The organism is Brevundimonas sp. S1H14 (assembly GCF_047716865.1).
GTDB classification, from domain to species: Bacteria; Pseudomonadota; Alphaproteobacteria; order Caulobacterales; family Caulobacteraceae; genus Brevundimonas; species Brevundimonas naejangsanensis.
The window spans coordinates 2,819,337-2,843,380 of sequence record NZ_CP136679.1 but is presented as its reverse complement, the minus strand read 5'-3'; the positions used below and the strand labels follow the sequence as shown (position 1 = coordinate 2,843,380).

Below are 24,044 nucleotides of genomic sequence, written 5' to 3'. Positions count from 1 at the left end.
GAGGGCGGAATGGACATTGTCGCAACACGAAAAGGGTCGGGAAGCGGAGCGCGGGACGCGTTCGACCGACTGACGGCGATCGCGTGCGCGACGTTCCGCACGCCCCACGCCATGATCGCGACGCTGGATGAAGACCGGGCGGTCTTTCTGTCCGGGGTCGGGCTGGACGAGGTGAGCGTGCCGCGCCTGAACAGCGTCAGCCACCAACTGGCGGACATGGGGCCGGACGCCGTGATGGTGATCCAGGATGCGCATGAGCATCCGGTCTATCGCCGCCATCCGATGGTGGTCGGGGCGCCCTATGTCCGCTTCTTCCTCGGCGCCACGGTCTGCGGGGCTGACGGCCGGCCCGCAGGAGCCATCGGCGTCATGGACGTTCAGCCGCGTCCGGCGCCCACGCAGGGGGAGCTGGACCTGATCCGCGAACTGGCCGGTCTGGCGGGACAGTTGATGGAACACGCCGAAGCGATGCGCCAGGAGGCGGCGCGCCTGGAGACTTTGAGGCTGGCCGAGGACATGGTCGGGGTCGGACGCTGGCGTTATGAGGTCGCGACCGGAACGGTGACCTGGTCGGACGAGATTTATCGCATCCACGGGCGGGCGCCGGGCGTCTTCCATCCGAAGCTGGAGGATGTGTTCGACCACTATCACGTCGACGACCGGGGCGAGATTCAACGGCTGGTCGAGCGGGCTCTGAAGACCGGCGAGGGCTATACCTTCAAGCTGAGGCTGGTGGGCGTCGACGAGACCGAGCGGGTGGTCGCCGCCGAGGGCGCCGCCGAGAAGGACGCCACCGGCCGGGTGATCGCCCTGTTCGGCGTGCTGCAGGACGTGACCGAGCGCGAGGCCTTGCTGCGTGCGGCCCAGACCAATGAGCGGCGCTATCGGCTGCTGGCCGAAAACACCGGCGACGTCATCACCCGCGTCAAGATGGACGGGTCGAGCAAATACATTTCGCCGGCGATCCAGCAACTGCTGGGCTGGACCTATGAGGAGATGAGCGGCCAGTCGACCGACTATGTTCACCCCGAGGACCGGCACCTGGTGCTGGGCGCCATCGGCAGGGCGGTGAAGAGCGGCGAGCCGACACGCCTTGAGCACCGGGCGGTGCACAAGAAGGGCCAGACCGTCTGGGTCGAGTGCACCTTCAAGGCCCTGAAGGACGAGCACGGCCATGTCGACGACGTGGTGGTGGTGATCCGCGACATGACACAGCGCAAGGCGCTGGAGGCGGAGGTGCTGGAGGCCAAGGAGACCGCCGTGGCGGCGGCGCGGGTAAAGAGCGAGTTCCTGGCCAATATGAGCCATGAGCTGCGTACGCCGCTGACCAGCGTCATCGGCTTTTCCGGACTGTTGCAGGCGTCGGAGCATCTGCCCGCCGAAGAGCGCGTCTATGTCGAGCGCATCGCCACGGCGTCGGAGGCGCTGCTGGGCGTCATCAACGACATTCTGGACTATTCCAAGCTGGAAGCCGACGCGATCGAGATGGACCCGGAGCCGTTCGATACGCGCGCCCTGGTCGAGGGGGCGGCGGCGATCATCGAGAGCCAGTGCTCGGCCAAGGGGCTGACGCTGAATGTGGTGATGGCGGCGGAAACCCCCGAGCGCCTGACCGGCGACAAGGGGCGGTTGCGGCAGGTGATGCTGAACTTCCTGTCCAATGCGGCCAAGTTCACCGCCAGGGGGGCGGTGACGCTGAAGGTCGGCGGGCGACCGCAGGAGTGCGGCGGCTGGCGGATGCGCGTGGAGGTGACCGACACCGGCATCGGCATCCCGTCCGAAAAGATCGGGGAACTGTTCCGGCGCTTCACCCAGGCCGACGCCTCGACGACGCGGGTCTACGGCGGGACGGGTCTGGGGCTGGCGATCTCGCGGCGGCTGATCGAACTGATGGGCGGCGAGGTCGGGGTGGAGAGCGCGCCGGGCGCAGGCTCGACCTTCTGGTTCGAGGCGCCGCTGGCGGCGGCGACGGAAGAAGGCGTTACGGCGAGGGACGAGACTGATCACGCCCGCAAGGACGCCATGCGCGGCCGGGTGCTGATGGCCGACGACGCGGCCGCCAACCGCGAACTGGTCAGCGCCATACTGAGAAATCTGGGGCTGGAGATCGATACGGTCGCCGACGGCGCCGAGGCGGTGCACGCGGCGCATTCGGGGGTCTATGACCTGGTGCTGATGGATGTGCACATGCCGGTCATGGACGGGCTGACGGCGACGCGGGAAATTCGTCGGATGCAGGCCCAGGGCGAGCGCCGCATTCCGATCCTGGCGCTGACGGCCAACGTCCAGGCCGATCAGGTGACGCGCTGCCTGGAGGCGGGCATGGACGGCCATCTGGCCAAACCGATCCAGATCACGGAACTGGCCGCCGCCCTGTCGTGGTGGCTGAACGAGGCTGAAACGACGCCTGAAGAGACGCGAGCGGGCGCCTGACGCCGACGATCTTTGCGACTGGGCGGGCCAAAGCCGGGAAATCCTTACGTTTGACGCGATCCGGGCGCCCTTTGCGCGCCTGAGGACGCTGCTCGGCTATGGTTCAGTCATGGCGGGAAAAGCGGATCGGGGCGGGGCGGCGGGGGCGACGGCGGCGTGGCTGGGCGAGGTCTTCGCCAGTCTGAGGGCCGCGACGGACCAGGCGATAGCCGTGGTGACGGCGGCCGAGCCGCCCGCCGATGTGGCCGAGGCCGAGAAGCGGGCGCGCGCCATCGGCGTTCTGGCCCGCACGGCCAAGGCGGTGGCGGCGCTGGAGGCCGACCTGATCCGCAAGAGCCGCAGCCCTGAAGAGGATGGAATGAGCGACGACGACCGTGACCTCAGCGACGCCGAACTGGCCGGGCTTCAGGCCGAATTCTTCGCCCGTGTCGATCATCTCGTCGCAGCCATCGAGCGCAAGTCGCTGGCTGCGGGACTGGATCGAGAGCCTGCCGCGCGAACAGCGGGGGCAGGCGCTGCGGGCGGCGGTCAAGGCGACGCCGAGGCTGAACGACGACCAGATCGCGCCGCGTGAGGACTGGCGCACCTGGGTGCTGCTGGGCGGGCGCGGGTCGGGCAAGACCTTCGCCGGCGGTTTCTGGATGAACGAACTGGCGCGGGGCGCGGACCGGACCTTCGCCCTGGTCGGAACGGCGCTGCATGACGTGCGCGAGGTGATGGTCGAGGGGCCGTCGGGGCTGAAGGCTCAGGCGACGGCGGACAACCGGCCGCGCTGGGAGGCGGGGCGGCGCAGGCTGGTCTGGCCCTCGGGCGCGGCGGCCTATGCGTTTTCGGCCGAAGACCCGGACAGCCTGCGCGGACCGCAGTTTCACGCGGCCTGGGCGGATGAGTTCTGCGCCTGGAGGAACATCGAGACCACGCTGTCGAACCTGAGATTCGGCCTGCGGCTGGGGATGGACCCTAAGCTGGCGATCACGACGACGCCGCGCCCGATCCCGGCGCTGAGGCGCCTGTTGGCCGAGCCGGGCGTGGCGACGGCCCGGCTGGCGACCAAGGACAACGAAGCCAATCTGGCGCCGGGGTTCCTGGGCCACCTTCAGAGCCTCTACGCCGGGACGCGGCTGGAGGCGCAGGAGATGGAAGGGCTGGTGGTCGAGGCCGACGGGGCCCTGTTCCGGGCCGAGGATCTGGCGCGGGCGCGCGGGAGTCGTCCGGCGCGGTTCGAGCGGGTGGTGGTGGCGGTCGATCCGCCCGCCAGCGCCCACGGCGACGCCTGCGGGATCGTGGTCGCAGGGCGCTGGGACAAGGCGGCCTATGTGCTGGCCGACCGTTCGGCGCGCGGCCTGTCGCCCGCCGGATGGGCGCGGCGCGTGGCGGAGACGGCGCGCGAGTTCGACGCCGACCTGGTGCTGGCCGAGGCCAATCAGGGCGGGGAGATGGTGCGGACCCTGCTGGGGCAGGCGGACTGTCCGGCGCAGGTGAAGCTGGTTCACGCCAGCCGGTCCAAGAAGGCGCGGGCCGAGCCGGTGGCGGCGCTCTACGAGCAGGGCCGGGTCGTCCACTGCGGGGCGTTTCCGGCGCTGGAAGAAGAGATGATGGCGCTGGGGAGCGAGGCGCCGGGCGCCAAGAGCCCGGACCGGGCGGACGCTCTGGTGTGGGGGCTGACGCACCTGCTGCTGGCCGGGAAGACGCAGCCGAGGCTGCGGGCGCTCTAGCGGACTTCCTTCTCCCCTTGAGGGAGAAGGTGGATTGCGGAGCAAGACGGATGAGGGGTGCGGGGAAGCGGGTTGGCGGCTTCCAGGCAGGCCTCGCGTCGACACCCCTCATCCGGCCCTGACGGGCCACCTTCTCCCTCAAGGGGAGAAGGAAGATGGACATGGAGAACCACATGGATTGGCGACGACCGTTCGGTCGGCGGCGCGTTGCTGCGCCCGAAATCAAGGACAGCCGCACCGGGCCGCTGATCGCTCTGACCGGGGCGGGCCGCGCGCGGTGGACGCCGCGCGATTATACGCATCTGGCGGACGAGGGGTTCGGCAAGAACGCCGTGGCCTATCGCTGCGTGCGGATGATCGCGGAGGCGGCGGCCTCGACCCCGCTGATGGTGATGGTCGGGGGCGTGCGCAGCGCGGACCATCCGCTGGCGCGGCTGATCGACAAACCCAATCCCGAGCAGTCGGGCGGCGAGTTGATGGAGGCGGTTTACGGCGCGCTGCAGACGGCGGGCAACGCCTATGTCGAGGCGACCGGCGACGCCGACGGGGACGGCGCGCCCGATGAACTGTGGGCGTTGAGGCCGGATCGGGTGAAGGTGGTTCCCGGACGGGCGGGCTGGCCGGAAGCCTATGAATATGCGGTCGGCGGGCGCGCGGTGCGGATCGGGCGGCATGGCGACGGCTGGTCGCCGGTCATGCACCTGAAGCTGTTTCATCCGACGGACGATCATTACGGATTTTCGCCGCTGGAGGCGGCGGCCTTCGCCATCGACGTGCACAATGCGTCTGGGGCCTGGAACAAGGCGCTGTTGGACAATGCGGCGCGGCCCTCGGGGGCGCTGGTCTATGGGGCCAAGGATGGGGAGCGGCTGACAGCGGATCAGTTCGAGGCGCTGAAGGCGGAGTTGGGCGAGGCCCATGCCGGGGCGCGGAACGCCGGGCGGCCGCTGCTGCTGGAAGGCGGGCTGGACTGGAAGCCGATGAGCCTGACGCCGCACGACATGGACTTCATCGCCGGGAAGCACGCCGCGGCGCGGGAGATCGCCCTGGCCTTCGGGGTGCCGCCGCAGTTGCTGGGGATACCCGGCGATGCGACCTACGCCAACTATCGCGAGGCGAACGCGGCCTTCTGGCGAGGGACGGTGATCCCGCTGGTGAGGAAGGCGGCCGGGGCGATGACGGGGTGGCTAGGCAGCCGCTTCGTCGATTGCCGGATCGAGCCGGATCTGGATGCGGTTCCGGCCCTTCAGGTCGAGCGGGATGCGCTGTGGGCGCGGCTGAATGCGGCTGGCTTCCTGACCGAGGACGAGCGGCGCCGGATGGCGGGGGTGGGCGAGTGATGGAAGCGATGAAGAAGATGCCCGTCGCCCTGATCGCAGCGCTGCTGGTGCAGACCATCGGCGGCCTGGTGTGGGCCGGCGGGGCGGCGGCGCGGATCGCCACCCTGGAGCAGCGCGTGGATGAACAAAGGCTGGTCGCCGAGCGGTTGGCGCGGCTGGAGGCGCAGGGCGAGGCGACGCGCGCTGCGGTCGAGCGGATCGAGCGGCGACTGGAGGAGAAATGATGGCGCAGGGATTTCTCCCTCCCCTTCATGGGGAGGGTGTCGGCGCAGCCGACGGGTGGGGAGGGGAGAACAAGTCAAGCTTGGACCTGGATGACCTAAGCCGCCCCCACCCGGCTTCGCCTGAAGGCTCAGCCACCCTCCCCATAAAGGGGAGGGAGAAGGGGGCGCTGGCCATCGCCGGCTACGCCTCCTTGTGGGGCGTGGCGGACCTGAACGGGGACATGACGGCGCGCGGCGTTTTCGCCGGGAGCCTGGCGAAGACCGGCGCGGGCGGGGTGCGGATGCTGCACCAGCATGAAAGCCGCGCTGTCGTCGGCGTCTGGGAGCGGATGGTTGAGGACGAGCGGGGCCTGTGGGTCGAGGGGCGGATCGAGGACTGGTCCGCTGAGGCCCGCTACGCCGCCGCCTTGACGCGCGCCGGGGCGCTGGACGGGCTGTCGATAGGCTTTCGGGCGACCAAGGCGCGGCGCGAGGGACGGCTCAGGGTGCTGAGCGCGGTCGAGTTGTGGGAGGTGTCGCTGGTGACGTTTCCGATGCTGCCGGGCGCGCGGTTCAGGCGCGCAAGGCCGGAAAAGGGCGACGGCCGGCATTGAGGCCCTCGGCGACATAATGGTCATGCATGGCGCGCAGCCAATGCCAGGTCACGAGGAGGAAGCCGATCGCAGCGAAGATGGCGTAGGTGCTCCAGTAGCTGAGAGGCCAGGGTCGACCCAGTCCACGCGTCAGTAGAGCGACAGGATCGTCCAGCAGGGCCAGGGCGGCCAGGGCCAGACCAGTTTCAGAAGCCAGGACTGTCGGGCGACGTCCAGCAACTGCGAGGTTGGGCTTGAGACGATGGGCATCAGTCGGTCGTCTGCAATGACGAACGGACGGCGGCCGGGCCGTGCAGGCCGGGCTCTTGCTGACGGTAGGCGCGTAGCAGGCGAGCGCAGGATTCGGGCGTCTGTCGGGCGGCGATAGCGCGGCCGCGGGCATGGGCCTGGCGCAGGGCGTCCTGTCGGTCTGGGGCGGCGTAGGGGGCGTGGCGCCGCAGATGGGCCTCGAAGGTCTGGTCGCCGTCCGGATCAAGGGCCTCGCAGGCACCGAGGATCTCGAACAGGCGGGCGTCGAGGGAGACGTCGGCGGATAGGCGGGGCGGAGCGGCGGGCGCTGTCTGGGGCGAACCCTGGGACGAATTCTGGGACATAGTCGGACGCTCAGGGGTGGAGCAGGCCATGAGGGCGATGGCCGACAGCGGAGCCGAGAGGGCGACGCCTACGAGTTTCAACATCCATCCTCCATGTCCTCCGGTTCGATAACGGGAGGGTCGCACGCTTTTGAAGCGAGGCAAAGGATGGGACGGTTCCGGGCCTGGCCCGGTTTGACGGCGCGCCGCAGGACGGTCGCGCATTTTTCTGGAGACATCATGAAAGAGACCAAGACCGTCTCGGGTCATCCCGAGGCGCGCGCCGCCATGCATGAGATGATGGCAGCGTTCGAGGCGTTCAAAGGGGCGAACGACGCCCGGCTGGACGAGATCGAGAAGAAGGCTTCGGCCGATGCGCTGCTGGAGGAGAAGGTGGCGCGCATTGATCAGGCGGTGGCTCAGGCGCAGGCGCGCATGGACCGTGCGCTGAGCGAGAGCCGCCGACCGATGCTGGGCGCCGAGCCGCCCGCTGTGGTCGCTGCGCCGGAGGCCAAGGCGGCGTGGGACGGCTATATGAAGTCCGGCGCTTCGCATGGTCTGGAGCTGAAGGCGGGGCTGTCGTCGGCGTCGAACTCGGCGGGCTATGTCGTGCCGCCGGAGACGGAGCGCGCTATCGAGCGGCGCCTGATGGCGGGCAGCCCGATGCGCGAGATCGCCACGGTGCGCACGGTGGGCTCGGGCGTGTTCCGAAAGCCGGTCTCGACGGCGGGCGTGCAGGCGGGCTGGGTGGCCGAGACGGCGGCGCGGCCGGAGACGGATCCGGCGACGCTGGCGCTGCTGGAGTTCTCGTCGGCCGATCTCTACGCTTGTCCGGCGGCGACGCAGAGCCTGCTGGACGACGCCCTTATCGACCTGGACGAATGGCTGGCGGCCGAGGTCGAGGACGCCTTTGCCGCGCAGGAGACGGCGGCCTTCGTCAGCGGCGACGGGGTCAACAAGCCCAAGGGCTTTCTGGCCTACGCCAATGCGGCCGAGGGGACGCAGACCTGGGGCCAGATCGGCACGGTGGCGTCGGGGGCGGCGGGCGGTTTCGCCTCGACCAACCCGGCGGACAAGCTGATCGACCTGATCTATGCGCCCAAGGCCCAGTATCGGCCGAATGGGCGTTTCGTGATGAACCGGCGCACGGTCTCGGCGGTGCGCAAGTTCAAGGATGCGGACGGCAACTATGTCTGGTCGCCGGCGACGCGGCCGGGCGAGACGGCCAGTCTGCTGGGCTATCCGGTCACCGAGATCGAGACGATGCCGGATATCGGCGCCAACAGCCTGTCGGTCGCGTTCGGCGACTTTGCGCGCGGCTATCTGATCGTGGATCGCGCGGGGGTGCGGGTGCTGCGCGATCCCTATTCGGCCAAGCCCTATGTGCTGTTCTACACGACCAAGCGCGTGGGCGGCGGAGTGCAGAACTTCGACGCGATCAAGCTGATGAAGTTCGCGGCTTCGTAGGACTGGCGGTGGGTCATCCTTCTCCCCTTCGGGGGAGAAGGTGGCTCGCGAAGCGAGACGGATGAGGGGCACGGGGGCTGCGTGCACCCGGTCGGCCGGTCGTCTGTTGAACCCTTCCCCTCATCCGAGCGCCTGTGGCGCCCGCCTTCTCCCCCAAGGGGAGAAGGCAGCAGAATATTGGAGATTGTAGCATGACCGCACCCGTGAGCCTCACGGAGGCGAAGCTGTTCCTGCGCGTCGAGCATGAGGCGGAGGACGGGCTGATCCAGACGCTGATCGACGCGGCCAGGGCGCGGGTGGAGGGCGAAGTCGGGTTGTGCCTGACCTCGACCTCTGCGGCGCCGCTGAGGCTGGCGGTGATGATGCTGGTGATGCGCGCCCATGAGCGCGGCGATGGCGAGATGACCGCCGCGCCGGTCGAGGGGTGGATCGCGCCCTATCGCGTGGTGCGGCTGTGAGCGCGGGCGCGATGAAGGTGGTGGCGTCTCTGGTGCGGCCGGTGGCGGCGCAGACGCCCTATGGCGGCCAGGTGGTCAACTATGAGCCGATCGGGTCGCTGTGGCTGGCGCTGGGGGCGCGACGGCGGCGCGAGCGGACGGACGCGGGCGTGACGCGCGCGGTAGAGACGCTGAGCGCCACGGTGCGGGCCGATCCGAGGCTGGAGGAAGGATTGGTGGCGCGCTTCGGCGGGGCGGACTGGGCCGTGGTCGGGATCGAGGCCGATCCGAAGGCGGCGGGTCGGGTACGGCTGAATCTGGAGCGGGCGCGATGAAGGATCATGAAGGGGCGCTGGTAAAGGCGCTGATCGCGCATCTGGGCGGCGATGGAGCGCTGAAGGCGCTGTTGGGCGACCCGACGCGGATCTGGGATGAGCCGCCGCAGGGTGCGGGATTTCCGCATCTGCTGATCGGGCGGTGCGAGAGCAGGCCGCTGAATGCGGACGGCGGCGGGGTGGAGCAGCGGCTGACCCTGACCTGCGCCAGTCGGTTCCGGGGGCTGGAGGAGGCGCGGGCCGTGGCGGCGGCGGTGCGGGCGCGGCTCGCCGATGCGCTGCTGGAAGCGGACGGGGTGAAGGCGGTCAGCGTGTCGGTGACGTTTACGGACCTGTTCCGCAGTCCGGACCTGAAGCGGGCGTGGGCGGTGATGCGGCTGAGAGCCGTGACGGAGGAAATCTGAGATGAGCGCGCAACGGGGCAAGGACATCCTGCTGAAGGTCGAGGGCGCGGGCGGCGCCTTCGCAACGGTGGCGGGACTGAGGGCGAGGACGATCTCGCTGAACGCCAAGACGGTGGATGCGACCGACAGCGACAGCGCCGGACGGTGGCGCGAACTGCTGGCGGGGGCGGGCGTGAAGTCGGCGGCGGTGTCGGGGCAGGGGATTTTCCGCGACGCGGCGTCGGACGCCCTGATCCGCGAGGGCTTCTTTGAGCAGGCGGCGAAGACGTGGCGGCTGATCGTGCCGGATTTCGGCGTGCTGGAAGGGCCGTTCCTGGTCGCGGCGTTGGAATATGCTGGCGAGCATGAGGGCGAGGCCAGTTTTGCGCTGAGCCTGGCCAGCGCGGGCGAGATCAGTTTCGAGGCGCTGTGATGGCGAACGGCGTGCGGGGGGAGGTGGTCGCAAACCTGGCGGGGGCGGAGCGGACGCTGTGCCTGACGCTGGGGGCGCTAGCGGAGATCGAGACCGGGCTGGGCGTCGCCGGGGTGGCGGCGCTGGCCGAGCGGCTGCGTTCGCTGTCGGCGCGCGATCTGATGGTGGTGCTGGCGGCCCTTCTGCGTGGCGGCGGTGAGGCTGTGCTGGCGGATGGACTGGCGGCGGCGTCGGTCGATCCGCGTGAGGCGGCGGAGGCGGTGGCGAAGGCTTTCGCGGCGGCGGCCTGATGACGCCCCAGGACCGTCAATGGGCGGAGATGATGCAGGCGGCGGCGCGGATCGGCGTGGGGCCGGAGGGCTTCTGGCGGCTGTCGCTCAAGGAGTGGCGGATGCTGATGGCGGGGCCGGCGCAGGCGGCGCCCCTGGGGCGCGGCGAACTGGAACGAATGCAGGAGATGTGGCCGGATGACTGATGGTTTCAGGCCGGACGGGATCGACGCCGTGCCGGTGAAGGCGGCTGAGGCGGCGGCGGCGCTGGAGGCGCTGAAGGAGCCGGCGGAGCGGGCGGCGGCCTCGATCGAGGACGCGTTCGGGCGGGCGGGGGCCAGTCTGACCCGGTCGCTGGCGCGGGCGGCGGCGGATGGGCAGGTGACGCTGGCTGAGCTGGCGCGGGCGGTGCTGAACGCCGTCAATGCGGCGGCAGGCGTGCGCGGCGGAGGTCTGTCGGGCGCCATAGCGGCGGCGATGGGCGGCTTCGGCGGCGCGCGAGCGGACGGCGGGCCGGTCATGGGCGGAGGCGCCTATCTGGTCGGCGAGCGCGGGCCGGAGGTGTTTCGCCCGGCCGGCGCCGGGACGGTGGAGCCGATGAACGGTCACTCTGGCTCTGGGCCTGGGGTGACGGTGAACGTCACGGTGGACGGCGGCGCCGAGGGCTTGTTGCGGTCCGAGACGCAGATCGCGCGCATGCTGGCGCGCGCCACGGCGCTGGGAGCGCGCTGACCACCTCAAGCAGCAAGGCGCCGCGCGCCGAGCAGTAGCGACAACAAAAAAGAGCGCTCCGAAGAGCGCTCTTTGGGACTTATTCGCCCTTGGGGTTGGGGCCGTATTTGTTGGGGCCGGGCTGGCTGCCGCCGAAGCCGAGCCACATCCAGAAGCCGAAGCTGACCAGACCGGCCAGGAACATCAGGCCGAAGGCGGCGCCGCCGGTGGCGAAGAGCAGTTCGGGGTTCATCGACTGCATGGCGTTGGGGTCGCTCAGGACCGACAGGCCGAAGGCGCTGACCAACATGGCGAGCGAGGCGTACCAGAGCGCCCAGGGGATGACGACCAGCCATCCCGGCTTGCCCATGTCGTGGAAGCGTTTGAAGCCGACCGCCAGGTGCAGGACCATCAGCACCAGGCCGAGGATGAAGCTGACCTTGGGCACGAAGTTCAGTACCAGGCCGACGACGAACAGGATGGCCCAGCTGATCCAGAAGTCTCGACGGCGCAGGCGGCCCTTGAAGGAGAAAAAGGCGGTCTTGATGTCGTAGCCGGAGCCGGACTCGGCGCTGGCCGAGGAGGCGGCCCCTGCTGCCTGGCCGAAGGCCGCGGCGGCGGTGGCGGACGGCAGGAGCATGATCTGGGTGGCCTCCATGCCTTCGGGCACGAAGTCGACGCGGACGCCGGCGGCGACTGCGCCGTCGCCCTGAACGGCGGTGCGCGCGAAGCCGTAACGGAGGCTGTCGTCGCCGCTGATCAGCCCTGTGCCCGTGGCGTCGTCATAGCTGAGAATTTCGCCGCGCACGCGGATCTCCTGTCGTTGAACGGCTTTGCCGTGGTGTGGCGAAAGCATGGCCGACGCTGGCGGCGCGGACAACCCGCAGCGTGACGTTACGCAAGATTTTTCGCGACGCGTTCGCAATCCGTCCCGTCCGGGACGCAATCCAGACATTGAGACAGGGATGGGGAGAGGACGCATGGCCTTTCATGAGGTGCGCCTGCCGGCGCGGCTGGCGTTCGGCTCGACCGGAGGCGTCGAGCGCAGGACGGAGATCACGACGCTGGCGTCGGGGTTCGAGCGGCGCTCGACGCCGTGGGCCGATGGTCGCAGGCGCTATCTGATCGGGGCGAGACTGCGCTCGCTGGACGACATGGCGGCGCTGACGAGTTTCTTCGAAGCGCGACGCGGGCGGCTGCATGGTTTCCGGTTTCGCGACTTCGCGGACTTCAGGAGCGGGGCGCCGGGGGCGGCCGTGACGCCGCTGGATCAGACGATCGGGACGGGCGACGGCGAAACGCGGACGTTCCAGCTGTGCAAGGCCTATGGCGATCATCGGCGGCTCATCGCCAAACCGGTCGAGGGATCGGTGCGGGTGGCCGTGGCGGGCGTGGAGACGGCGGCCTTCAACCTGGAGGCGACGACAGGGCGGGTGACGCTGGCGACGGCGCCGCTGCAGGGCGTCGCCGTGACGGCGGGCTTCGCCTTTGACGTGCCGGTGCGGTTCGACGCGGACCGGATGGAGGTGACGCTGGAGAGCTTCGGCGCCGGGCGGATGGTCGCCATGCCGCTGATCGAGGTGCGGATCTGAGCCATGCGCAATGTTCCCGATGAACTGGCCGCCCGCATCGAAAGCGGGGCGGCGACGCTTTGCCATGTCTGGCTGCTGAGGCGGGCGGACGGGCGGGCGATGGGCTTCACAGACCATGACCGCGATCTGGAGGTCGAGGGCGTCACGTGCCGGGCGGCCAGCGGCTGGACCGGCGGGGCAGGCGAAGGCGAGGTCGGTCTGGCGGCGGGTGGGCTGTCGGCCTCGGGCGGGCTGGATGACGCGGCGATCACCGAAGAGGACATAGCGGCGGGGCGGTATGACGCCGCCGAGGTCGAGCTGTGGCGCGTGGACTGGATGCGGCCGGACCTGAAGGTGCGGCTGTGGAAGGGGCGGCTGGCGCGGATACGGCGCGAGGACGGACGGTTCATCGCCGACCTGGACGGGCCGATGGCGGCGCTGGAGCGGGTGGTGGGGCGGACCTATGGCCGGGGCTGCGACGCGGTACTGGGCGATGGGCGCTGCGGGCTGGAGGCGGCGGCGATCGCGGGGCGCAGTTGCGACAAGCGGTGGGCGACGTGTGCGGGCGTGTTCGGGAATGGGGTCAATTTTCAGGGCTTTCCGGATGTGCCGGGCGAGGACTTCCTGACCGCGCGGCCGGTAAGCGGGCGCAATGACGGCCGGAGCCGCAGGAGATGAGGAAGGGCGCTCAGATCGTGGCCGCTGCTCGCGGTTGGCTGGGCACGCCGTATCGGCATCAGGCCAGCGTGAAGGGCGAGGGGGCGGACTGCCTGGGCCTGGTGCGCGGGGTCTGGCGGGAGGTGATGGGCGTGGAGCCGGAGGCGCCGCCGCCCTATCGGCCTGACTGGGCCGAGGTCGGGGGAGAGGAGGCGCTGTGGGCGGCGGCGCGGCGCTGGCTGGTGGAGATACCGCCCGGGCGGGCGGGGCTGGGCGACGTGCTGCTGTTCCGCATGGCGGCGGGCGCGCCGGCCAAACACTGCGCGGTGTTGAGCGCGGTGGAGGGGCCCGAGCGGCGGATGATCCACGCCTATTGGGGCCGCTCGGTCGTGGAAAGCTGGATGGGGCCGTGGTGGCGGCGGCGGCTGGTCGCGGTGTTTCGCTGGCCTGAACCCTTGGCGGGAATTTGAAGGAGTAGACGATGGCGCAGGTGCTGTTGGGCGGGCTTGGCGGGATGGCGGGCGTCAGCAGCCTGGGCCTGTTGGCCGGGGGCCTGCTGGGGCGGGCGCTGGACGACCGGCTGGTGGCGGGACCGTCGCCGGCGCGGCAGGTCGGGCCGAGGCTGGAGGGGTTGAAGCTGCAATCCTCGGCCGAGGGGGCGCCGATGGCCTGCGTCTTCGGGCGGGCGCGGGTGACGGGACAGGTGATCTGGGCCGCGCGTTTTCTGGAGCGCAAGGAGAAGCGGTCGGCGGGCAAGGCGGGAAAGACGGTCGACTACGCCTATTCGCTGAGTTTCGCGGTGGCCCTGTGCGAGGGGCCGGTCGACGGGGTGGGGCGCATCTGGGCCGACGGCCAGCCGATGGACATGGCGGGCGTGACCATGCGCCTGCATCGCGGGACCGAGGGCCAACTGCCCGACCCGCTGATCGAGGCGGTGGAGGGGCGGGCGCCCGCCTATCGCGGGACGGCCTATGTGGTGTTCGAGGACCTGCCGCTGGACGCCTATGGCGACCGGGCGCCGCAGCTGTCGTTTGAGGTGTTCCGCCGACCGCAGGGCGCCGAAGCGCAGATGGAGGACCGGCTGGAGGGCGTCTGCCTGATCCCCGGAGCGGGCGAATTCTGTCTGGCGACCGAGCCGGTGATGCGGCGCGAGGGGCTGACGAAATCGACGCCCGAGAATGTGCATCTGACGGTGGGGCAGACGGATCTGGAGGCGTCGCTGGATCAGTTGACGGCCCAGGCGCCGAGGCTGAAACGGGTCAGCCTGGTGGTCGGCTGGTTCGGCGACGACATACGCATGAGCCATTGCCGCATCCGCCCGGGGGTGGAGCGGCGTCAGAAGCCGACCGAGCCGCTGGTCTGGCGTGTGGCCGGGGTCGAGCGGGCGGACGCGCATCTGATCTCTCAGGTCGAGGATGGTCCGGCCTATGGCGGCACGCCCTCGGACGACAGCGTGAGGCAGGCGATCCGGACGCTGAAGGCGCGCGGCCTGGAGGTGACGCTGTATCCCTTCGTCTTCATGGACTGTCCCGGTTATCCGTGGCGGGGGCGGATTACGGGGACGGATGGAGCGGGGGCGACGGCCGAGGTCGCGGCCCTGTTCGGGGCGGCGGACGGCTGGGGCCTGCGTCGGCTGGCGCTGCACTATGCGAAGATCGCGGCCGAGGAGGGGGCGGACGACCTGCTGATCGGTTCGGAGATGCGCGGGCTGACCTGGACGCGCGATGCGGGTGGGGGCTTTCCGGCAGTGGCGCAGTTGCGGGCGCTGGCGGCTGAGTGCCGGGCGCTGGTCGGGACGCGGGTGAAGCTGAGCTACGCCGCTGACTGGTCGGAATATTTCGGCTGGCAGAAGGAGGGAGAGGTAAGGTTTCACCTCGATCCGCTGTGGGCTGATTCGAACATCGATTACGTCGCCATCGACTGGTATCCGCCGATGGGCGACTGGCGCGGCGGCGAGGGCGGGCTGGATGCCGCGGACTTCGCAGGGCCGTCAGACCCGGCCTATCTGGCGGCGCAGGTGGCGGGCGGCGAGGGGTATGACTGGTACTACGCCTCGGACGCGGATCGGGCGGCGCAGCGGCGCACGGCGATCGAGGACGGCGCCCACGGCGAGGACTGGATCTGGCGTTACAAGGACCTGAAGGGCTGGTGGTCGAACGCGCACCATGAGCGCGTAGCCGGGGTGCGGCAGGCGGCGCCGACCGCCTGGGTTCCGCAGATGAAGCCGATTCGGCTGACCGAGTTCGGCTGTGCGGCGGTGGATCGCGGGGGCAATGCGCCGAACCTGTTCCAGGACCCCAAAAGCACTGAGAACGCCCTGCCGCCGTACTCGAGCGGAGCGCGCGACGACCGGATGCAGCGGCGGCTGATCGAGGCGGTGCTGACGCACTATGCGCAGCCGGCGAACAACCCGATCTCGGGCGTCTATGGCGGGCCGATGCTGAAGGGGGCGGATGTCTGGTGCTGGGACGCGCGGCCCTATCCGGCGTTTCCGGCGCTGGGGGAGGTGTGGGCGGATGCAGGCGCCTGGCGCACGGGACACTGGCTGAACGGGCGGATGGGCGGCGATGCGCGGGGGCTGATCGAGGCGATTCTGAAGCGCGGCGGGTTGGCGGAGAGGGACTATACGGTCGAGGCGGTGGACGGCGCGGTGACGGGCTATGTCATCGACCGGCCGATGGCGACGAAGGATGCGCTGGCGCCGCTGGTGCAGGCGCTGGGGGCGACGGCGGCCGAGCGCGACGGCAAGGCAGCGGTGCTGGGCGAGACAGCGCGGGAGATGACGCTGGATCTGGCGGCGCTGGCCCTGCCCGACAAGGGCGGGAGCGCGGCGGCCGAGCGGCGGCTGACGCCTCGGCCCAGCGCCGCGCGGCTGCGCTTTATCGATGAGGCGGCGGACTATCAGCTGGGCGCCGTGACGGTGCGCGGGGACGGCGAGGGCGGCGGTGTGGATGCGGCCCTGCCCGCCGTGGTCGGGGCCGGGCTGGCGACGGCGGCGGCGCAGCGGCTGTTGCAGGGCGAGGCGGCCGAGCGGCTGACGCTCAAGCTGGGGCCGCTGGAGGCGCTGAAGCTGGAGCCGGGTGATGTGGCGGCGGTGGAGGGGCGTGCGGGCGACTGGCGTGTTGAGCGGTTGGATTGGGACGAGACGCCCAGGGCGGTGTTGACGCCCGTGGTCGAGGCCGTCGTCGTGGATGCGCCGGAGGACTGGCGCGGGGAGGGCGGCGGGATCGCAACGCTGGGGGCGCCGTTCCTGATGCTGCTGGACCTGCCGCCGCTGCCGGGAGAGGAGGCCGACGGGCGGCCGGTGGTCGCGGCGGCGGCCGAGCCCTGGACGACGATGGCGCTCCATGGCGGCGCGTCGGTCGACAGTCTGACGCCAAGGGCGGTGGTGGAGTCGGCCGCGACGGTGGGGACGCTGACGGCGCCCCTGCGGCCCGGCGTGGTCGGGCGCTGGGACGAGACGGGCGTGCTGAACGTGCGGATCGAGGGGCGGGCGCCGCAGAGCCAAGCGGCCGAGGCGGTGCTGTCGGGCGCCAATCTGCTGGCGGTGAGCAGCGCGGAAGGATGGGAGATGGTGCAGTTCCGTCGGGCCGAACTGGTCGGCGGGGATGTGTGGCGCTTGAGTGGTCTGTTGCGCGGACAGCAGGGGACGGAAGGCGCAGCGTCGCGCGGGTCGGAAGCGGGGGCGCTGGTCGTGCTGTTGGAACGCGGCATGGCGCGCGCCGAGGTCGATGCGGTCGAGCGAGGGTTGCCTCGAATCTGGCGGGCCGGACCGGCAGGCGCGCCGCCGGGCGGGGCGGGGACGACGGAGGTCGGCTTCATCTGGACGAACCGGAACGCCGCGCCCTGGCTACCGGCGCACCTGCGCGCCACGCCGGAGGACAGCGGATGGCGGCTGAGCTGGACGCCCCGCGTGCGATTGGGCGGCGGCGGATGGGACAGCGAGCCGGTCGAGGTCGATCCGAGGCGTTTCCGAGTGCGGGTGCTGGATGGCGCTGTTGAGCGCCGGGTCTGGGAGGTCGAGGGGCTGGAGACGGTCTATGGAGCCCTGGAGGTTGCGGCGGACTTTCCGAGTGGCTTCGGGGCTGAGGCGAACGTGGCTGTCGCCCAGTGGGGGGATGGCTTCGGCTGGGGGGCGGAGGCGACGGCGCCGTTGTGACAACGGCCTCCCTGTCTGTTGGGATGAGGTGCGCAACATGAGGAAACCATCCTCGCCCCTTTCGGCGGGCGGTTGCATGGCTTAACTGACGCTCTGGTCTGTGTTTATCCGGAGTGGAGCGAAAATTGGCTGGCGATCCCTATCAGGAACTGGGCGTTTCCAAGGGCGCGAGCGCGGACGAGATCAAGAAGGCGTTCCGCAAGCTGGCCAAGGAACTGCACCCCGACAAGAACCCCGGCGACAAGGCGGCCGAAGAGCGGTTCAAGCGCATCACCGCCGCCTTCGACCTGTTGGGCGACGCCGAGAAGCGCGCGAAGTATGATCGCGGCGAGATCGACGCTGACGGACGCGAGCAGTTCCGAGGCTTTGGCGGCGCGCAGGGCGGGCGGCCGGGCGGCGGCGGTTTCGGCGGCTTCGGCTTCGGCGGGCGCGGCGAGGGCGGCCCCGGCGGGCGGGCGAGCTTTGACGATATCGACCTGGAAGAAATCTTCGGCGCCTTCGGAGGCGGCGGACGCAGCGCCGGGCGCGGCTTTAGCGGAGGGCGAGGGCAGGACGTGCGTGCGACCCTCGACATCAGTCTTGAGGACGCCATCGCCGGGACGACGCGGCGCATCCAGTTCTCGGACGGGCGGATGCTCGACGTGGCCATCCCCAAGGGCGCGGCGGACGGCCAGACGATCCGGCTGAAGGGGCAGGGCGCGCCGGGGCGCGGCGGTCAGGCGGGCGACGCGCTGATCGAACTGCGTATCCAGCCGCATCCGGTGTTCAAGCGCGACGGGGCTGACCTGACGATGGATCTGCCGGTGTCGGTTCCGGATGCCGTGCTGGGCGGCAAGATTCAGGTGCCGACGCCCGAGGGCGCGGTGATGATGACCATTCCCAAGGGATCGAACTCGGGCAAGGTGCTGCGGCTGAAGGGGCGCGGCGCCTATGCGAACGGCAAGCGCGGCGATCTGATGGCCAGGCTGGTTGTGACGCTGCCCGAGGCGCCGGATGACGAACTGGTCCGGTTTGCGACAGAATGGCGTGAGCGCCGGCCCTATAAGCCTGGCCGTTGATGGCCTAAGGCGGAAGCTTCCTTCTCCTCCCCCGAGACTTCAGAGACCGATATGACGCCCAAGCCCGCCGCCAAGCCTGCTCGCCCCTGGTTCTCGGCCGGGCCGACGGCCAAGCGTCCGGGCTGGGAGCTGGCGAACCTGCCGACGAACCTGATGGGGCGGGGCATCCGCGCGCCGGAGGTGGTGGAGCGGTTCGCGCATGGGCTGCGGCTGACGCGCGAGGTGCTGAGCCCGCCGGACGACTATGTGATGCTCTATACGCCCGGCTCGGACACCGGGGCGGTCGAGGCGGCGCTGTGGTGCATGCTGGGCGAGCGCCCGGTGCAGGTGATCGCCTATGAGAATTTCGGCCTGACCTGGCTGGCGGATGTAAAGACGCATCTGGGGCTGAAGCCCGAGGCCCTGACGGCGCCGTGGGGCGAACTGCCGGACCTGTCGAAGGTAGATCCGAAGAAGGACGTGGTGTTCCCGTGGAACGGCACGACTTCGGGCGTGCGCGTGCCGGATGGCGACTGGATCGCCGACGACCGCGAGGGGCTGACGATCTGTGATGCGACCTCGGCGGCCTTTGCGATGGATCTGCCGTGGGACAGGCTGGATGTGACGACCTTCAGCTTTCAGAAGGCGCTGGGCGGCGAGGCGGGCGTCGGCGTCATGGTGCTGTCGCCGCGCGCGGTGGCGCGGCTGGACAGCTATCGGCCGGATCGGGCGGTGCCCAAGGTGCTGCGGATCGCCGACAAGACGGGCTTTGATCGGACGCTCGCGGACGGGGTGGTGATGAACACCTTCTCGGTCCTGACCATCGAGGACTGGATCGACGCCCTGGACTGGGCGAAGGCCGAAGGCGGCCTGCCTGCCCTGATCGCGCGCACAGACGCCAACTATGCCGCCCTGGCCGAGTGGGTGGAGCGGACGGACTGGATCGCCTTCCTGCCGGAGCAGCCGGAAATCCGCTCGACGACTTCGGTCTGTCTGAAGTTCGTCGATCCGCGCGTGGCGGCGCTGGATGAGGCGGGACAGAAGGCCTTTGTGAAGCGGTTCAAGGCGCTGCTGGAAGGCGAGGGGGCGGTCTATGACATGGAGCCGCACCGCAACGCCCCGCCGGGCCTGCGTCTGTGGTGCGGCTGTACGGTCGAGACGGCGGACATCGTGGCGGCGACGCCGTGGCTGGAATGGGCGTTTCAGACGGCGGTCAGTGAACTGGCTCAGTCGGCGCACAGATAATTCTGTCGCCCATTAGACGCCCTTGGGGGCGACTCCGGACGATTCAGGGGTTATAGGCTCCCACCGCATTCTGGATTGCGGAGTATAGGTCTTGGCGAACGTCGCAGTGGTCGGCGCCCAGTGGGGCGACGAGGGCAAGGGCAAGATCGTGGACTGGCTGTCCAATCGCGCCGACATGGTGGTGCGGTTCCAGGGCGGCCACAACGCGGGCCACACCCTGGTCGTCGACGGCAAGGTCTATAAACTTGCATTGCTCCCGAGCGGCGTGGTGCAGGGCAAGCCTTCGATCATCGGCAACGGCGTGGTGGTCGATCCCTGGCATCTGGTCGGCGAGATCGAGAAGATCCAGGCTCAGGGCGTGGCGATCACCCCTGACATCCTGACCATCGCCGACAACGCCTGCCTGATTCTGCCGATCCATCCGGCGCTGGATGTGGCGCGCGAGGCCGCCGCCAGCGCGCCGGGCGCAAAGATCGGCACGACCGGACGCGGCATCGGTCCGGCCTATGAGGACAAGGTCGGCCGCCGAGCCATCCGCGCCTGCGATCTGGCGAATGAAGACGATCTGAAGATCAAGATCGACCGCCTGCGTTCGCACCACGATCCGCTGCGCGCGGGTCTGGGGCTGGAGCCGATCGACCCGGAGGCGCTACTGGCGCAACTGCTGGAGATCGCGCCGAAGGTCCTGCCCTACGTCAAACCGGCGTGGCGGGTGCTGGACGAGGCGCAGAAGGCGGGCAAGCGGGTGCTGTTCGAGGGCGCGCAGGGCGCCTTCCTGGACGTGGACCACGGCACCTATCCCTATGTGACCAGCTCCAACACCGTGGCCGGACAGGCGGCGGCCGGGTCGGGCGTCGGGCCGCGCGGCGTCGGCTATGTGCTGGGCATTGTGAAGGCCTATACGACGCGCGTCGGCGAGGGCCCCTTCGCCTGCGAACTGAACGATGAAGTCGGCCAGCACCTGGCGGTCGTGGGGCGCGAGATCGGCGTGAACACGGGCCGGTCGCGCCGTTGCGGCTGGTTCGACGCCGTTCTGGTGCGCCAGTCGGTGGCCATTAATGGCATTGACGGCATCGCCCTGACCAAGCTGGACGTGCTGGACGGACTGAAGACGCTGAAGATCTGCGTCGGCTATCGCATTAACGGCGAGGTGCTGGATTATCTGCCGTCGAGCCTGAAGGATCAGGCCTCGGCCGAGCCGGTGTTCGAGGAACTGGACGGCTGGGACGAAAGCACCGCAGGCGTGCGGACCTTCAAAGACCTGAACGCCCATGCGCTGAAATATGTGCGGCGGATCGAGGAACTGATCGGGGCGCCGGTGGCCCTGCTGTCGACCAGCCCCGAGCGCGACGACACCATTTTGATGCGCGATCCGTTTCAGGGTTGAGTTTACATTTCTGGCCGAGGCAACGACGCTTTAACTGGTAGGGCATAGGGTGGCGCTCTGAAATGGAGCTCGCCCTGTGTTCGCCCTAGACGCCAAGACGATGCAGAGGATCGCGCCGGTGGTTCGGCGCGTGATCATCGTTGATCCCAATCCCGCCGCCGCGCGCCTGTTGCAGGACCTGTTGAAGGGGTTCGGATCGCGCGAGATCGTGGTCGAGGGCGATGAGGCGCGGGTGCTGGATCTGGCGCGCGAAATGGAGCCGGCCCTGATCTTCACCGAGCGGACCGGACCCAAGCTGGACGGCGAGGCGCTGGCGCGGCGTATCCGGCGCTCAAGCCTGTCATGCCGTCGCGCGCCGATCATCATGGTGACGGCCGAGGCCACCGCCAGCGCCATCAAGGGCGCGCGCGATTCCGGCGTGCATGAGTTCCTGAGAAAGCCCTTCACCAGCGGCGATCTGCAGCGGCGGATCGAGAATCTGGCGACCAAGCCGCGCGACTGGGTCGAGGCGGTCGGCTATATCGGGCCGGACCGGCGGCGCTTCAACTCGGACGATTACGCCGGGCCGCAGAAGCGCAAGGCGGACAAGCCGCGCTCCAGCGCCGAGGCCGCCCTGGCGGTCAAGGATCAGGCGATGCGGATCCTGTTTTCGGCCCTGACCCAGTTCGACAGCGATCCCATGCAGGCGGTGCGCGCCATCAAGCAGCAGGCGGAGACGCTGAAAGCGCTGGCCATCAAGACAGGCGACGCGCCGCTGGCGATTGCGGCGGCGGGACTGGACACGGTGCTGGCCGCCGGGGCACCGACCAAGGCCGCATTGACGGCGCCGGTTCAGGCCGTGCTGAAGCTGGCCTCGCCCGAGAGCTTGGCGCGGGCCGGGTAGGGGCGCCCCTTCTCCCGCTACGGAGAAGGGTGACGGGCAAGCGCCCTCAGGCGTCGACCAGATTGCGCTCTTCGGCGGCGGCGCGCATGGCCTTCTGGAGTTTCTCGAAGGCGCGGACTTCGATCTGGCGGACGCGCTCGCGGCTGACGCCGTACTGGCCGGCCAGTTCCTCAAGCGTGACGGGATCGTCCTTGAGGCGACGCTCGGTCAGGATGTGTTTTTCGCGGTCGGTCAGTTCCTGCATGGCTTCTTCGAGCAGGCCCATGCGGATGGACTTTTCCTCGCTCTCGGCCAACTCGGTTTCCTGACTGACGGCGTTGTCGTCGGCCAGCCAGTCCTGCCACTCGCTTTCGCCGTCCGAACGCAGGGGCGCGTTCAGCGAGGCGTCGCCGCCCAGACGGCGGTTCATGTCGATGACGTCCTGATGGGTTACGCCCAGCTTGGTGGCGATGTGTTCGACGTGATCAGGGTGCAGATCGCCTTCCTCGAAGGCCGATATCTGGCTCTTGGCCTTGCGCAGGTTGAAGAACAGCTTCTTCTGCGCCGCTGTGGTGCCCATCTTCACGAGGGACCAGGAGCGCAGGATGTATTCCTGAATGGACGCGCGGATCCACCACATGGCGTAGGTCGCCAGGCGGAAGCCCTTGTCGGGATCGAACTTCTTGACCGCCTGCATCAGGCCGACGTTGCCCTCGGAGATCACCTCGCCGATCGGCAGGCCGTAGCCGCGATAACCCATGGCGATCTTGGCCACGAGGCGCAGGTGAGAGGTCACGAGACGGTGGGCGGCCTCGGTATCCTGGTGTTCGCTCCACCGCTTGGCGAGCATGAACTCCTCGTCCTTGGTGAGCATGGGAAACTTACGGATTTCCGTAAGATAACGGGACAGTCCCTGTTCAGGCGACATCACCGTCAGCGTTTTATTGGCCATATGGTCCCTCCGGCTTCACGAGCTGGCGCTACGGCTCCGACCACATGACGTGCATCATCACCTCGCCCCTCAACTGACAAGATGGGAATCCGTTGCCCGAAACGAAAGGGGCGGATTGTCCCAATTGAACGGCGATGCTGTGTCGCCGCCCGTCTTTATCTAGCACAGATGTTGTTGCGAATAAAGCGGCGGCGTCAGAGGTCCGCCAGCAGCGCTTCCAGCCGCTTCATGTCTTCGGGCGGGGCCGTCTCGAAACGCAGGGGCCGGCCGGTGACGGGGTGGACGAAGCCGAGGATTGCGGCGTGCAGGGCCTGGCGTTTCAGCCCGACCTCGGCGATGGCGGCGCGCACGGGGGCGGCGGGGCTGCCTGAGCCATAGACGGGATCGCCGAGCAGGGGCGAGCCCCTGGACGCCATGTGGACGCGGATCTGGTGGGTGCGGCCGGTCTGCAGGGTGCAGGCGACGCGGGCGGCCAGCGGGGCGTTGGAGGCCTTGGCCGGGCGGCCGAACGTCTGCTGGACGACATAGTCGGTGATGGCCTCTCGCCCGCCGGATTTCAGCACCGCCATCTTCTTGCGGTCGCCGCTGGAGCGACCGATCTGGGTCTGGATGCGGCCCTTCTCGGGCGAGGGCGCGCCGCGCGTCAGGGCGACATAGGTGCGCTCGATGTCGTGGGCGGCGAACAGCGCGGCCAGCCCCGCGTGGGCGCGGTCCGACTTGGCGGCGACCATGACGCCGGAGGTGTCCTTGTCCAGCCGATGGACGATGCCGGGACGGTCGGGGTCGCCAAGGGCCGACAGGGTCGCGCAGTGGTGCAGCAGGGCGTGGACCAGGGTGCCGGTCTCGCAGCCGGGGGCGGGATGGACCGCCATGCCCGGCGCCTTGTCGATGACGATCAGGTCGTCGTCCTCGAACAGGATGGTCAGCGGCAGGGCTTCGGCGCGCAGTTCGACCGGAGCTGCGGGCGGCAAGATGATCTCATAGTCGCCTGGCGCGGGCTTGGCCTTGGACGCCACCACGGCGCCGTTCAGGGATATGGCCCCTGCCTCCAGCAGCGCCTGGATGCGGGCGCGCGACAGTTCGGGCAGGGCGTCGGCCAGGGCGCGGTCCAGCCGCGCGGCGCCGGCCGCGACCTGAGCGTGGAGGACCGTCAGGTCGGATTCGTCGTCAGGCGCGGGCAGGATGTCGGTCACAACGTCCGTTTAGCACGGCTGGCGGACGCCATGAAAAAAGGGCGGCCCGCCGGGATCGCCCTTCAATCG

Annotated in this window: 26 protein-coding genes; 22 read left to right on the top strand and 4 right to left on the bottom strand. The window is 69.5% G+C overall.

Translation table 11 applies throughout. The features are described from left to right. Positions 1–9 precede the first annotated feature (9 nt). From RSD66_RS13790 to RSD66_RS13765, 6 genes are all read left to right on the top strand, one after another. A complete protein-coding gene (locus RSD66_RS13790) occupies positions 10–2,433 on the top strand; it encodes a PAS domain-containing protein (RefSeq protein WP_415288323.1) in 2,424 nt (807 codons plus the stop codon). Positions 2,434–2,542: 109 nt separating this feature from the next. Continuing rightward, complete coding sequence (locus RSD66_RS13785; RefSeq protein WP_415288321.1) at positions 2,543–3,007, top strand: hypothetical protein; 465 nt, start codon at positions 2,543–2,545, stop codon at positions 3,005–3,007. 16 nt (positions 3,008–3,023) lie between these two features. Beyond that, positions 3,024–4,148 carry a DNA-packaging protein gene (locus RSD66_RS13780; RefSeq protein WP_415289601.1) on the top strand — a complete coding sequence of 375 codons (1,125 nt, stop codon included), beginning with the start codon at positions 3,024–3,026 and terminating at the stop codon, positions 4,146–4,148. A 161-nt stretch (positions 4,149–4,309) separates the two neighbouring features. Beyond that, complete coding sequence (locus RSD66_RS13775) at positions 4,310–5,488, top strand: phage portal protein (RefSeq protein ID WP_119413428.1); 1,179 nt, start codon at positions 4,310–4,312, stop codon at positions 5,486–5,488. Positions 5,489–5,496: 8 nt separating this feature from the next. Further along, positions 5,497–5,712, top strand: a complete 216-nt coding sequence (locus tag RSD66_RS13770) for a hypothetical protein (RefSeq protein ID WP_306460735.1) — start codon at positions 5,497–5,499, stop codon at positions 5,710–5,712. Positions 5,713–5,855: 143 nt separating this feature from the next. Further along, positions 5,856–6,305, top strand: a complete 450-nt coding sequence (locus RSD66_RS13765; protein WP_415289600.1) for an HK97 family phage prohead protease — start codon at positions 5,856–5,858, stop codon at positions 6,303–6,305. A 248-nt stretch (positions 6,306–6,553) separates the two neighbouring features. On the opposite strand, the gene RSD66_RS13760 is transcribed toward RSD66_RS13765, so the two are convergent. Further along, positions 6,554–6,982, bottom strand: coding sequence for a hypothetical protein (locus RSD66_RS13760; RefSeq protein ID WP_415288319.1), 429 nt, complete (start codon positions 6,980–6,982; stop codon positions 6,554–6,556). A 135-nt stretch (positions 6,983–7,117) separates the two neighbouring features. Between RSD66_RS13760 and RSD66_RS13755 the strand changes: the two genes are divergently transcribed. From RSD66_RS13755 to RSD66_RS13720, 8 genes are all read left to right on the top strand, one after another. Beyond that, complete coding sequence (locus tag RSD66_RS13755) at positions 7,118–8,344, top strand: phage major capsid protein (protein ID WP_415288317.1); 1,227 nt, start codon at positions 7,118–7,120, stop codon at positions 8,342–8,344. Between the two features lie 191 nt (positions 8,345–8,535). After that, positions 8,536–8,802 carry a head-tail connector protein gene (locus RSD66_RS13750; RefSeq protein WP_415288315.1) on the top strand — a complete coding sequence of 89 codons (267 nt, stop codon included), beginning with the start codon at positions 8,536–8,538 and terminating at the stop codon, positions 8,800–8,802. Further along, positions 8,799–9,116: a head-tail adaptor protein gene (locus RSD66_RS13745; protein WP_415288313.1), complete on the top strand. Its 318-nt coding sequence runs from the start codon at positions 8,799–8,801 to the stop codon at positions 9,114–9,116. The genes RSD66_RS13750 and RSD66_RS13745 overlap by 4 nt, the downstream gene beginning before the upstream one ends. Beyond that, on the top strand, positions 9,113–9,520 hold the full coding sequence (locus tag RSD66_RS13740; RefSeq protein WP_119413434.1) for a DUF3168 domain-containing protein: 408 nt from the start codon (positions 9,113–9,115) through the stop codon (positions 9,518–9,520). Before RSD66_RS13745 ends, RSD66_RS13740 begins: the two co-directional genes overlap by 4 nt. Before the next feature lies 1 nt (position 9,521). After that, a complete protein-coding gene (locus RSD66_RS13735; RefSeq protein WP_415288311.1) occupies positions 9,522–9,932 on the top strand; it encodes a phage major tail protein, TP901-1 family in 411 nt (136 codons plus the stop codon). Next, positions 9,932–10,222, top strand: coding sequence for a GTA-gp10 family protein (locus RSD66_RS13730; protein WP_346524762.1), 291 nt, complete (start codon positions 9,932–9,934; stop codon positions 10,220–10,222). Before RSD66_RS13735 ends, RSD66_RS13730 begins: the two co-directional genes overlap by 1 nt. Next, positions 10,222–10,407: a phage tail assembly chaperone gene (locus RSD66_RS13725; protein WP_415288309.1), complete on the top strand. Its 186-nt coding sequence runs from the start codon at positions 10,222–10,224 to the stop codon at positions 10,405–10,407. The genes RSD66_RS13730 and RSD66_RS13725 overlap by 1 nt, the downstream gene beginning before the upstream one ends. Then, complete coding sequence (locus tag RSD66_RS13720) at positions 10,400–10,933, top strand: phage tail tape measure protein (RefSeq protein WP_119413438.1); 534 nt, start codon at positions 10,400–10,402, stop codon at positions 10,931–10,933. Before RSD66_RS13725 ends, RSD66_RS13720 begins: the two co-directional genes overlap by 8 nt. A gap of 79 nt (positions 10,934–11,012) precedes the next feature. Here RSD66_RS13720 and RSD66_RS13715 read toward each other — a convergent pair whose 3' ends face one another. After that, positions 11,013–11,720 (bottom strand): DUF805 domain-containing protein, encoded by a 708-nt coding sequence (locus RSD66_RS13715; RefSeq protein WP_415288307.1) that lies wholly within the window; start codon positions 11,718–11,720, stop codon positions 11,013–11,015. A 172-nt stretch (positions 11,721–11,892) separates the two neighbouring features. Here RSD66_RS13715 and RSD66_RS13710 point away from each other — a divergent pair, with 172 nt between their 5' ends. The 8 genes from RSD66_RS13710 (at position 11,893) to RSD66_RS13675 (ending at position 21,851) form a co-directional block, all read left to right on the top strand. Further along, positions 11,893–12,504: a TIGR02217 family protein gene (locus tag RSD66_RS13710; RefSeq protein ID WP_415288305.1), complete on the top strand. Its 612-nt coding sequence runs from the start codon at positions 11,893–11,895 to the stop codon at positions 12,502–12,504. A gap of 3 nt (positions 12,505–12,507) precedes the next feature. Beyond that, positions 12,508–13,161 (top strand): DUF2163 domain-containing protein, encoded by a 654-nt coding sequence (locus tag RSD66_RS13705; protein ID WP_415288299.1) that lies wholly within the window; start codon positions 12,508–12,510, stop codon positions 13,159–13,161. Then, positions 13,158–13,610 (top strand): NlpC/P60 family protein, encoded by a 453-nt coding sequence (locus tag RSD66_RS13700; protein ID WP_415288289.1) that lies wholly within the window; start codon positions 13,158–13,160, stop codon positions 13,608–13,610. The genes RSD66_RS13705 and RSD66_RS13700 overlap by 4 nt, the downstream gene beginning before the upstream one ends. Positions 13,611–13,621: 11 nt before the next feature. Then, positions 13,622–17,299, top strand: coding sequence for a baseplate multidomain protein megatron (locus RSD66_RS13695; RefSeq protein ID WP_415288287.1), 3,678 nt, complete (start codon positions 13,622–13,624; stop codon positions 17,297–17,299). Between the two features lie 125 nt (positions 17,300–17,424). Next, entirely contained in the window at positions 17,425–18,357 is a 933-nt protein-coding gene (locus RSD66_RS13690) for a DnaJ C-terminal domain-containing protein (protein WP_415288284.1), read from the top strand. A gap of 51 nt (positions 18,358–18,408) precedes the next feature. Continuing rightward, the gene (locus RSD66_RS13685; protein ID WP_415288282.1) at positions 18,409–19,581 is read left to right on the top strand and encodes a phosphoserine transaminase; all 1,173 of its coding nucleotides are present in this window, start codon (positions 18,409–18,411) and stop codon (positions 19,579–19,581) included. A 91-nt stretch (positions 19,582–19,672) separates the two neighbouring features. Then, positions 19,673–20,968: an adenylosuccinate synthase gene (locus RSD66_RS13680; RefSeq protein WP_415288280.1), complete on the top strand. Its 1,296-nt coding sequence runs from the start codon at positions 19,673–19,675 to the stop codon at positions 20,966–20,968. Between the two features lie 76 nt (positions 20,969–21,044). Next, positions 21,045–21,851 carry a two-component system response regulator gene (locus RSD66_RS13675; protein WP_303697954.1) on the top strand — a complete coding sequence of 269 codons (807 nt, stop codon included), beginning with the start codon at positions 21,045–21,047 and terminating at the stop codon, positions 21,849–21,851. Between the two features lie 46 nt (positions 21,852–21,897). Here RSD66_RS13675 and rpoH read toward each other — a convergent pair whose 3' ends face one another. Further along, on the bottom strand, positions 21,898–22,782 hold the full coding sequence (gene rpoH, locus RSD66_RS13670; protein ID WP_024354665.1) for an RNA polymerase sigma factor RpoH: 885 nt from the start codon (positions 22,780–22,782) through the stop codon (positions 21,898–21,900). Positions 22,783–22,976: 194 nt separating this feature from the next. Further along, the gene (locus RSD66_RS13665; protein ID WP_415288277.1) at positions 22,977–23,975 is read right to left on the bottom strand and encodes an RluA family pseudouridine synthase; all 999 of its coding nucleotides are present in this window, start codon (positions 23,973–23,975) and stop codon (positions 22,977–22,979) included. Between the last annotated feature and the right edge of the window lie 69 nt (positions 23,976–24,044).

Excerpts from the sequence above, each read along its gene's own strand:
- RSD66_RS13685 (WP_415288282.1), top strand. The coding sequence starts at position 18,409 with ATGACGCCCAAGCCCGCCGCCAAGCCTGCTCGCCCCTGGTTCTCGGCC.
- RSD66_RS13750 (WP_415288315.1), top strand. The coding sequence starts at position 8,536 with ATGACCGCACCCGTGAGCCTCACGGAGGCGAAGCTGTTCCTGCGCGTC.
- RSD66_RS13755 (WP_415288317.1), top strand. The coding sequence starts at position 7,118 with ATGAAAGAGACCAAGACCGTCTCGGGTCATCCCGAGGCGCGCGCCGCC.
- RSD66_RS13705 (WP_415288299.1), top strand. The coding sequence starts at position 12,508 with ATGCGCAATGTTCCCGATGAACTGGCCGCCCGCATCGAAAGCGGGGCG.
- RSD66_RS13775 (WP_119413428.1), top strand. The coding sequence starts at position 4,310 with ATGGAGAACCACATGGATTGGCGACGACCGTTCGGTCGGCGGCGCGTT.
- RSD66_RS13710 (WP_415288305.1), top strand. The coding sequence starts at position 11,893 with ATGGCCTTTCATGAGGTGCGCCTGCCGGCGCGGCTGGCGTTCGGCTCG.
- RSD66_RS13735 (WP_415288311.1), top strand. The coding sequence starts at position 9,522 with ATGAGCGCGCAACGGGGCAAGGACATCCTGCTGAAGGTCGAGGGCGCG.
- RSD66_RS13730 (WP_346524762.1), top strand. The coding sequence starts at position 9,932 with ATGGCGAACGGCGTGCGGGGGGAGGTGGTCGCAAACCTGGCGGGGGCG.
- RSD66_RS13760 (WP_415288319.1), bottom strand. The coding sequence starts at position 6,982 with ATGTTGAAACTCGTAGGCGTCGCCCTCTCGGCTCCGCTGTCGGCCATC.
- RSD66_RS13740 (WP_119413434.1), top strand. The coding sequence starts at position 9,113 with ATGAAGGATCATGAAGGGGCGCTGGTAAAGGCGCTGATCGCGCATCTG.
- RSD66_RS13785 (WP_415288321.1), top strand. The coding sequence starts at position 2,543 with ATGGCGGGAAAAGCGGATCGGGGCGGGGCGGCGGGGGCGACGGCGGCG.
- RSD66_RS13700 (WP_415288289.1), top strand. The coding sequence starts at position 13,158 with ATGAGGAAGGGCGCTCAGATCGTGGCCGCTGCTCGCGGTTGGCTGGGC.
- rpoH (WP_024354665.1), bottom strand. The coding sequence starts at position 22,782 with ATGGCCAATAAAACGCTGACGGTGATGTCGCCTGAACAGGGACTGTCC.
- RSD66_RS13725 (WP_415288309.1), top strand. The coding sequence starts at position 10,222 with ATGACGCCCCAGGACCGTCAATGGGCGGAGATGATGCAGGCGGCGGCG.
- RSD66_RS13790 (WP_415288323.1), top strand. The coding sequence starts at position 10 with ATGGACATTGTCGCAACACGAAAAGGGTCGGGAAGCGGAGCGCGGGAC.
- RSD66_RS13695 (WP_415288287.1), top strand. The coding sequence starts at position 13,622 with ATGGCGCAGGTGCTGTTGGGCGGGCTTGGCGGGATGGCGGGCGTCAGC.
- RSD66_RS13720 (WP_119413438.1), top strand. The coding sequence starts at position 10,400 with ATGACTGATGGTTTCAGGCCGGACGGGATCGACGCCGTGCCGGTGAAG.
- RSD66_RS13770 (WP_306460735.1), top strand. The coding sequence starts at position 5,497 with ATGAAGAAGATGCCCGTCGCCCTGATCGCAGCGCTGCTGGTGCAGACC.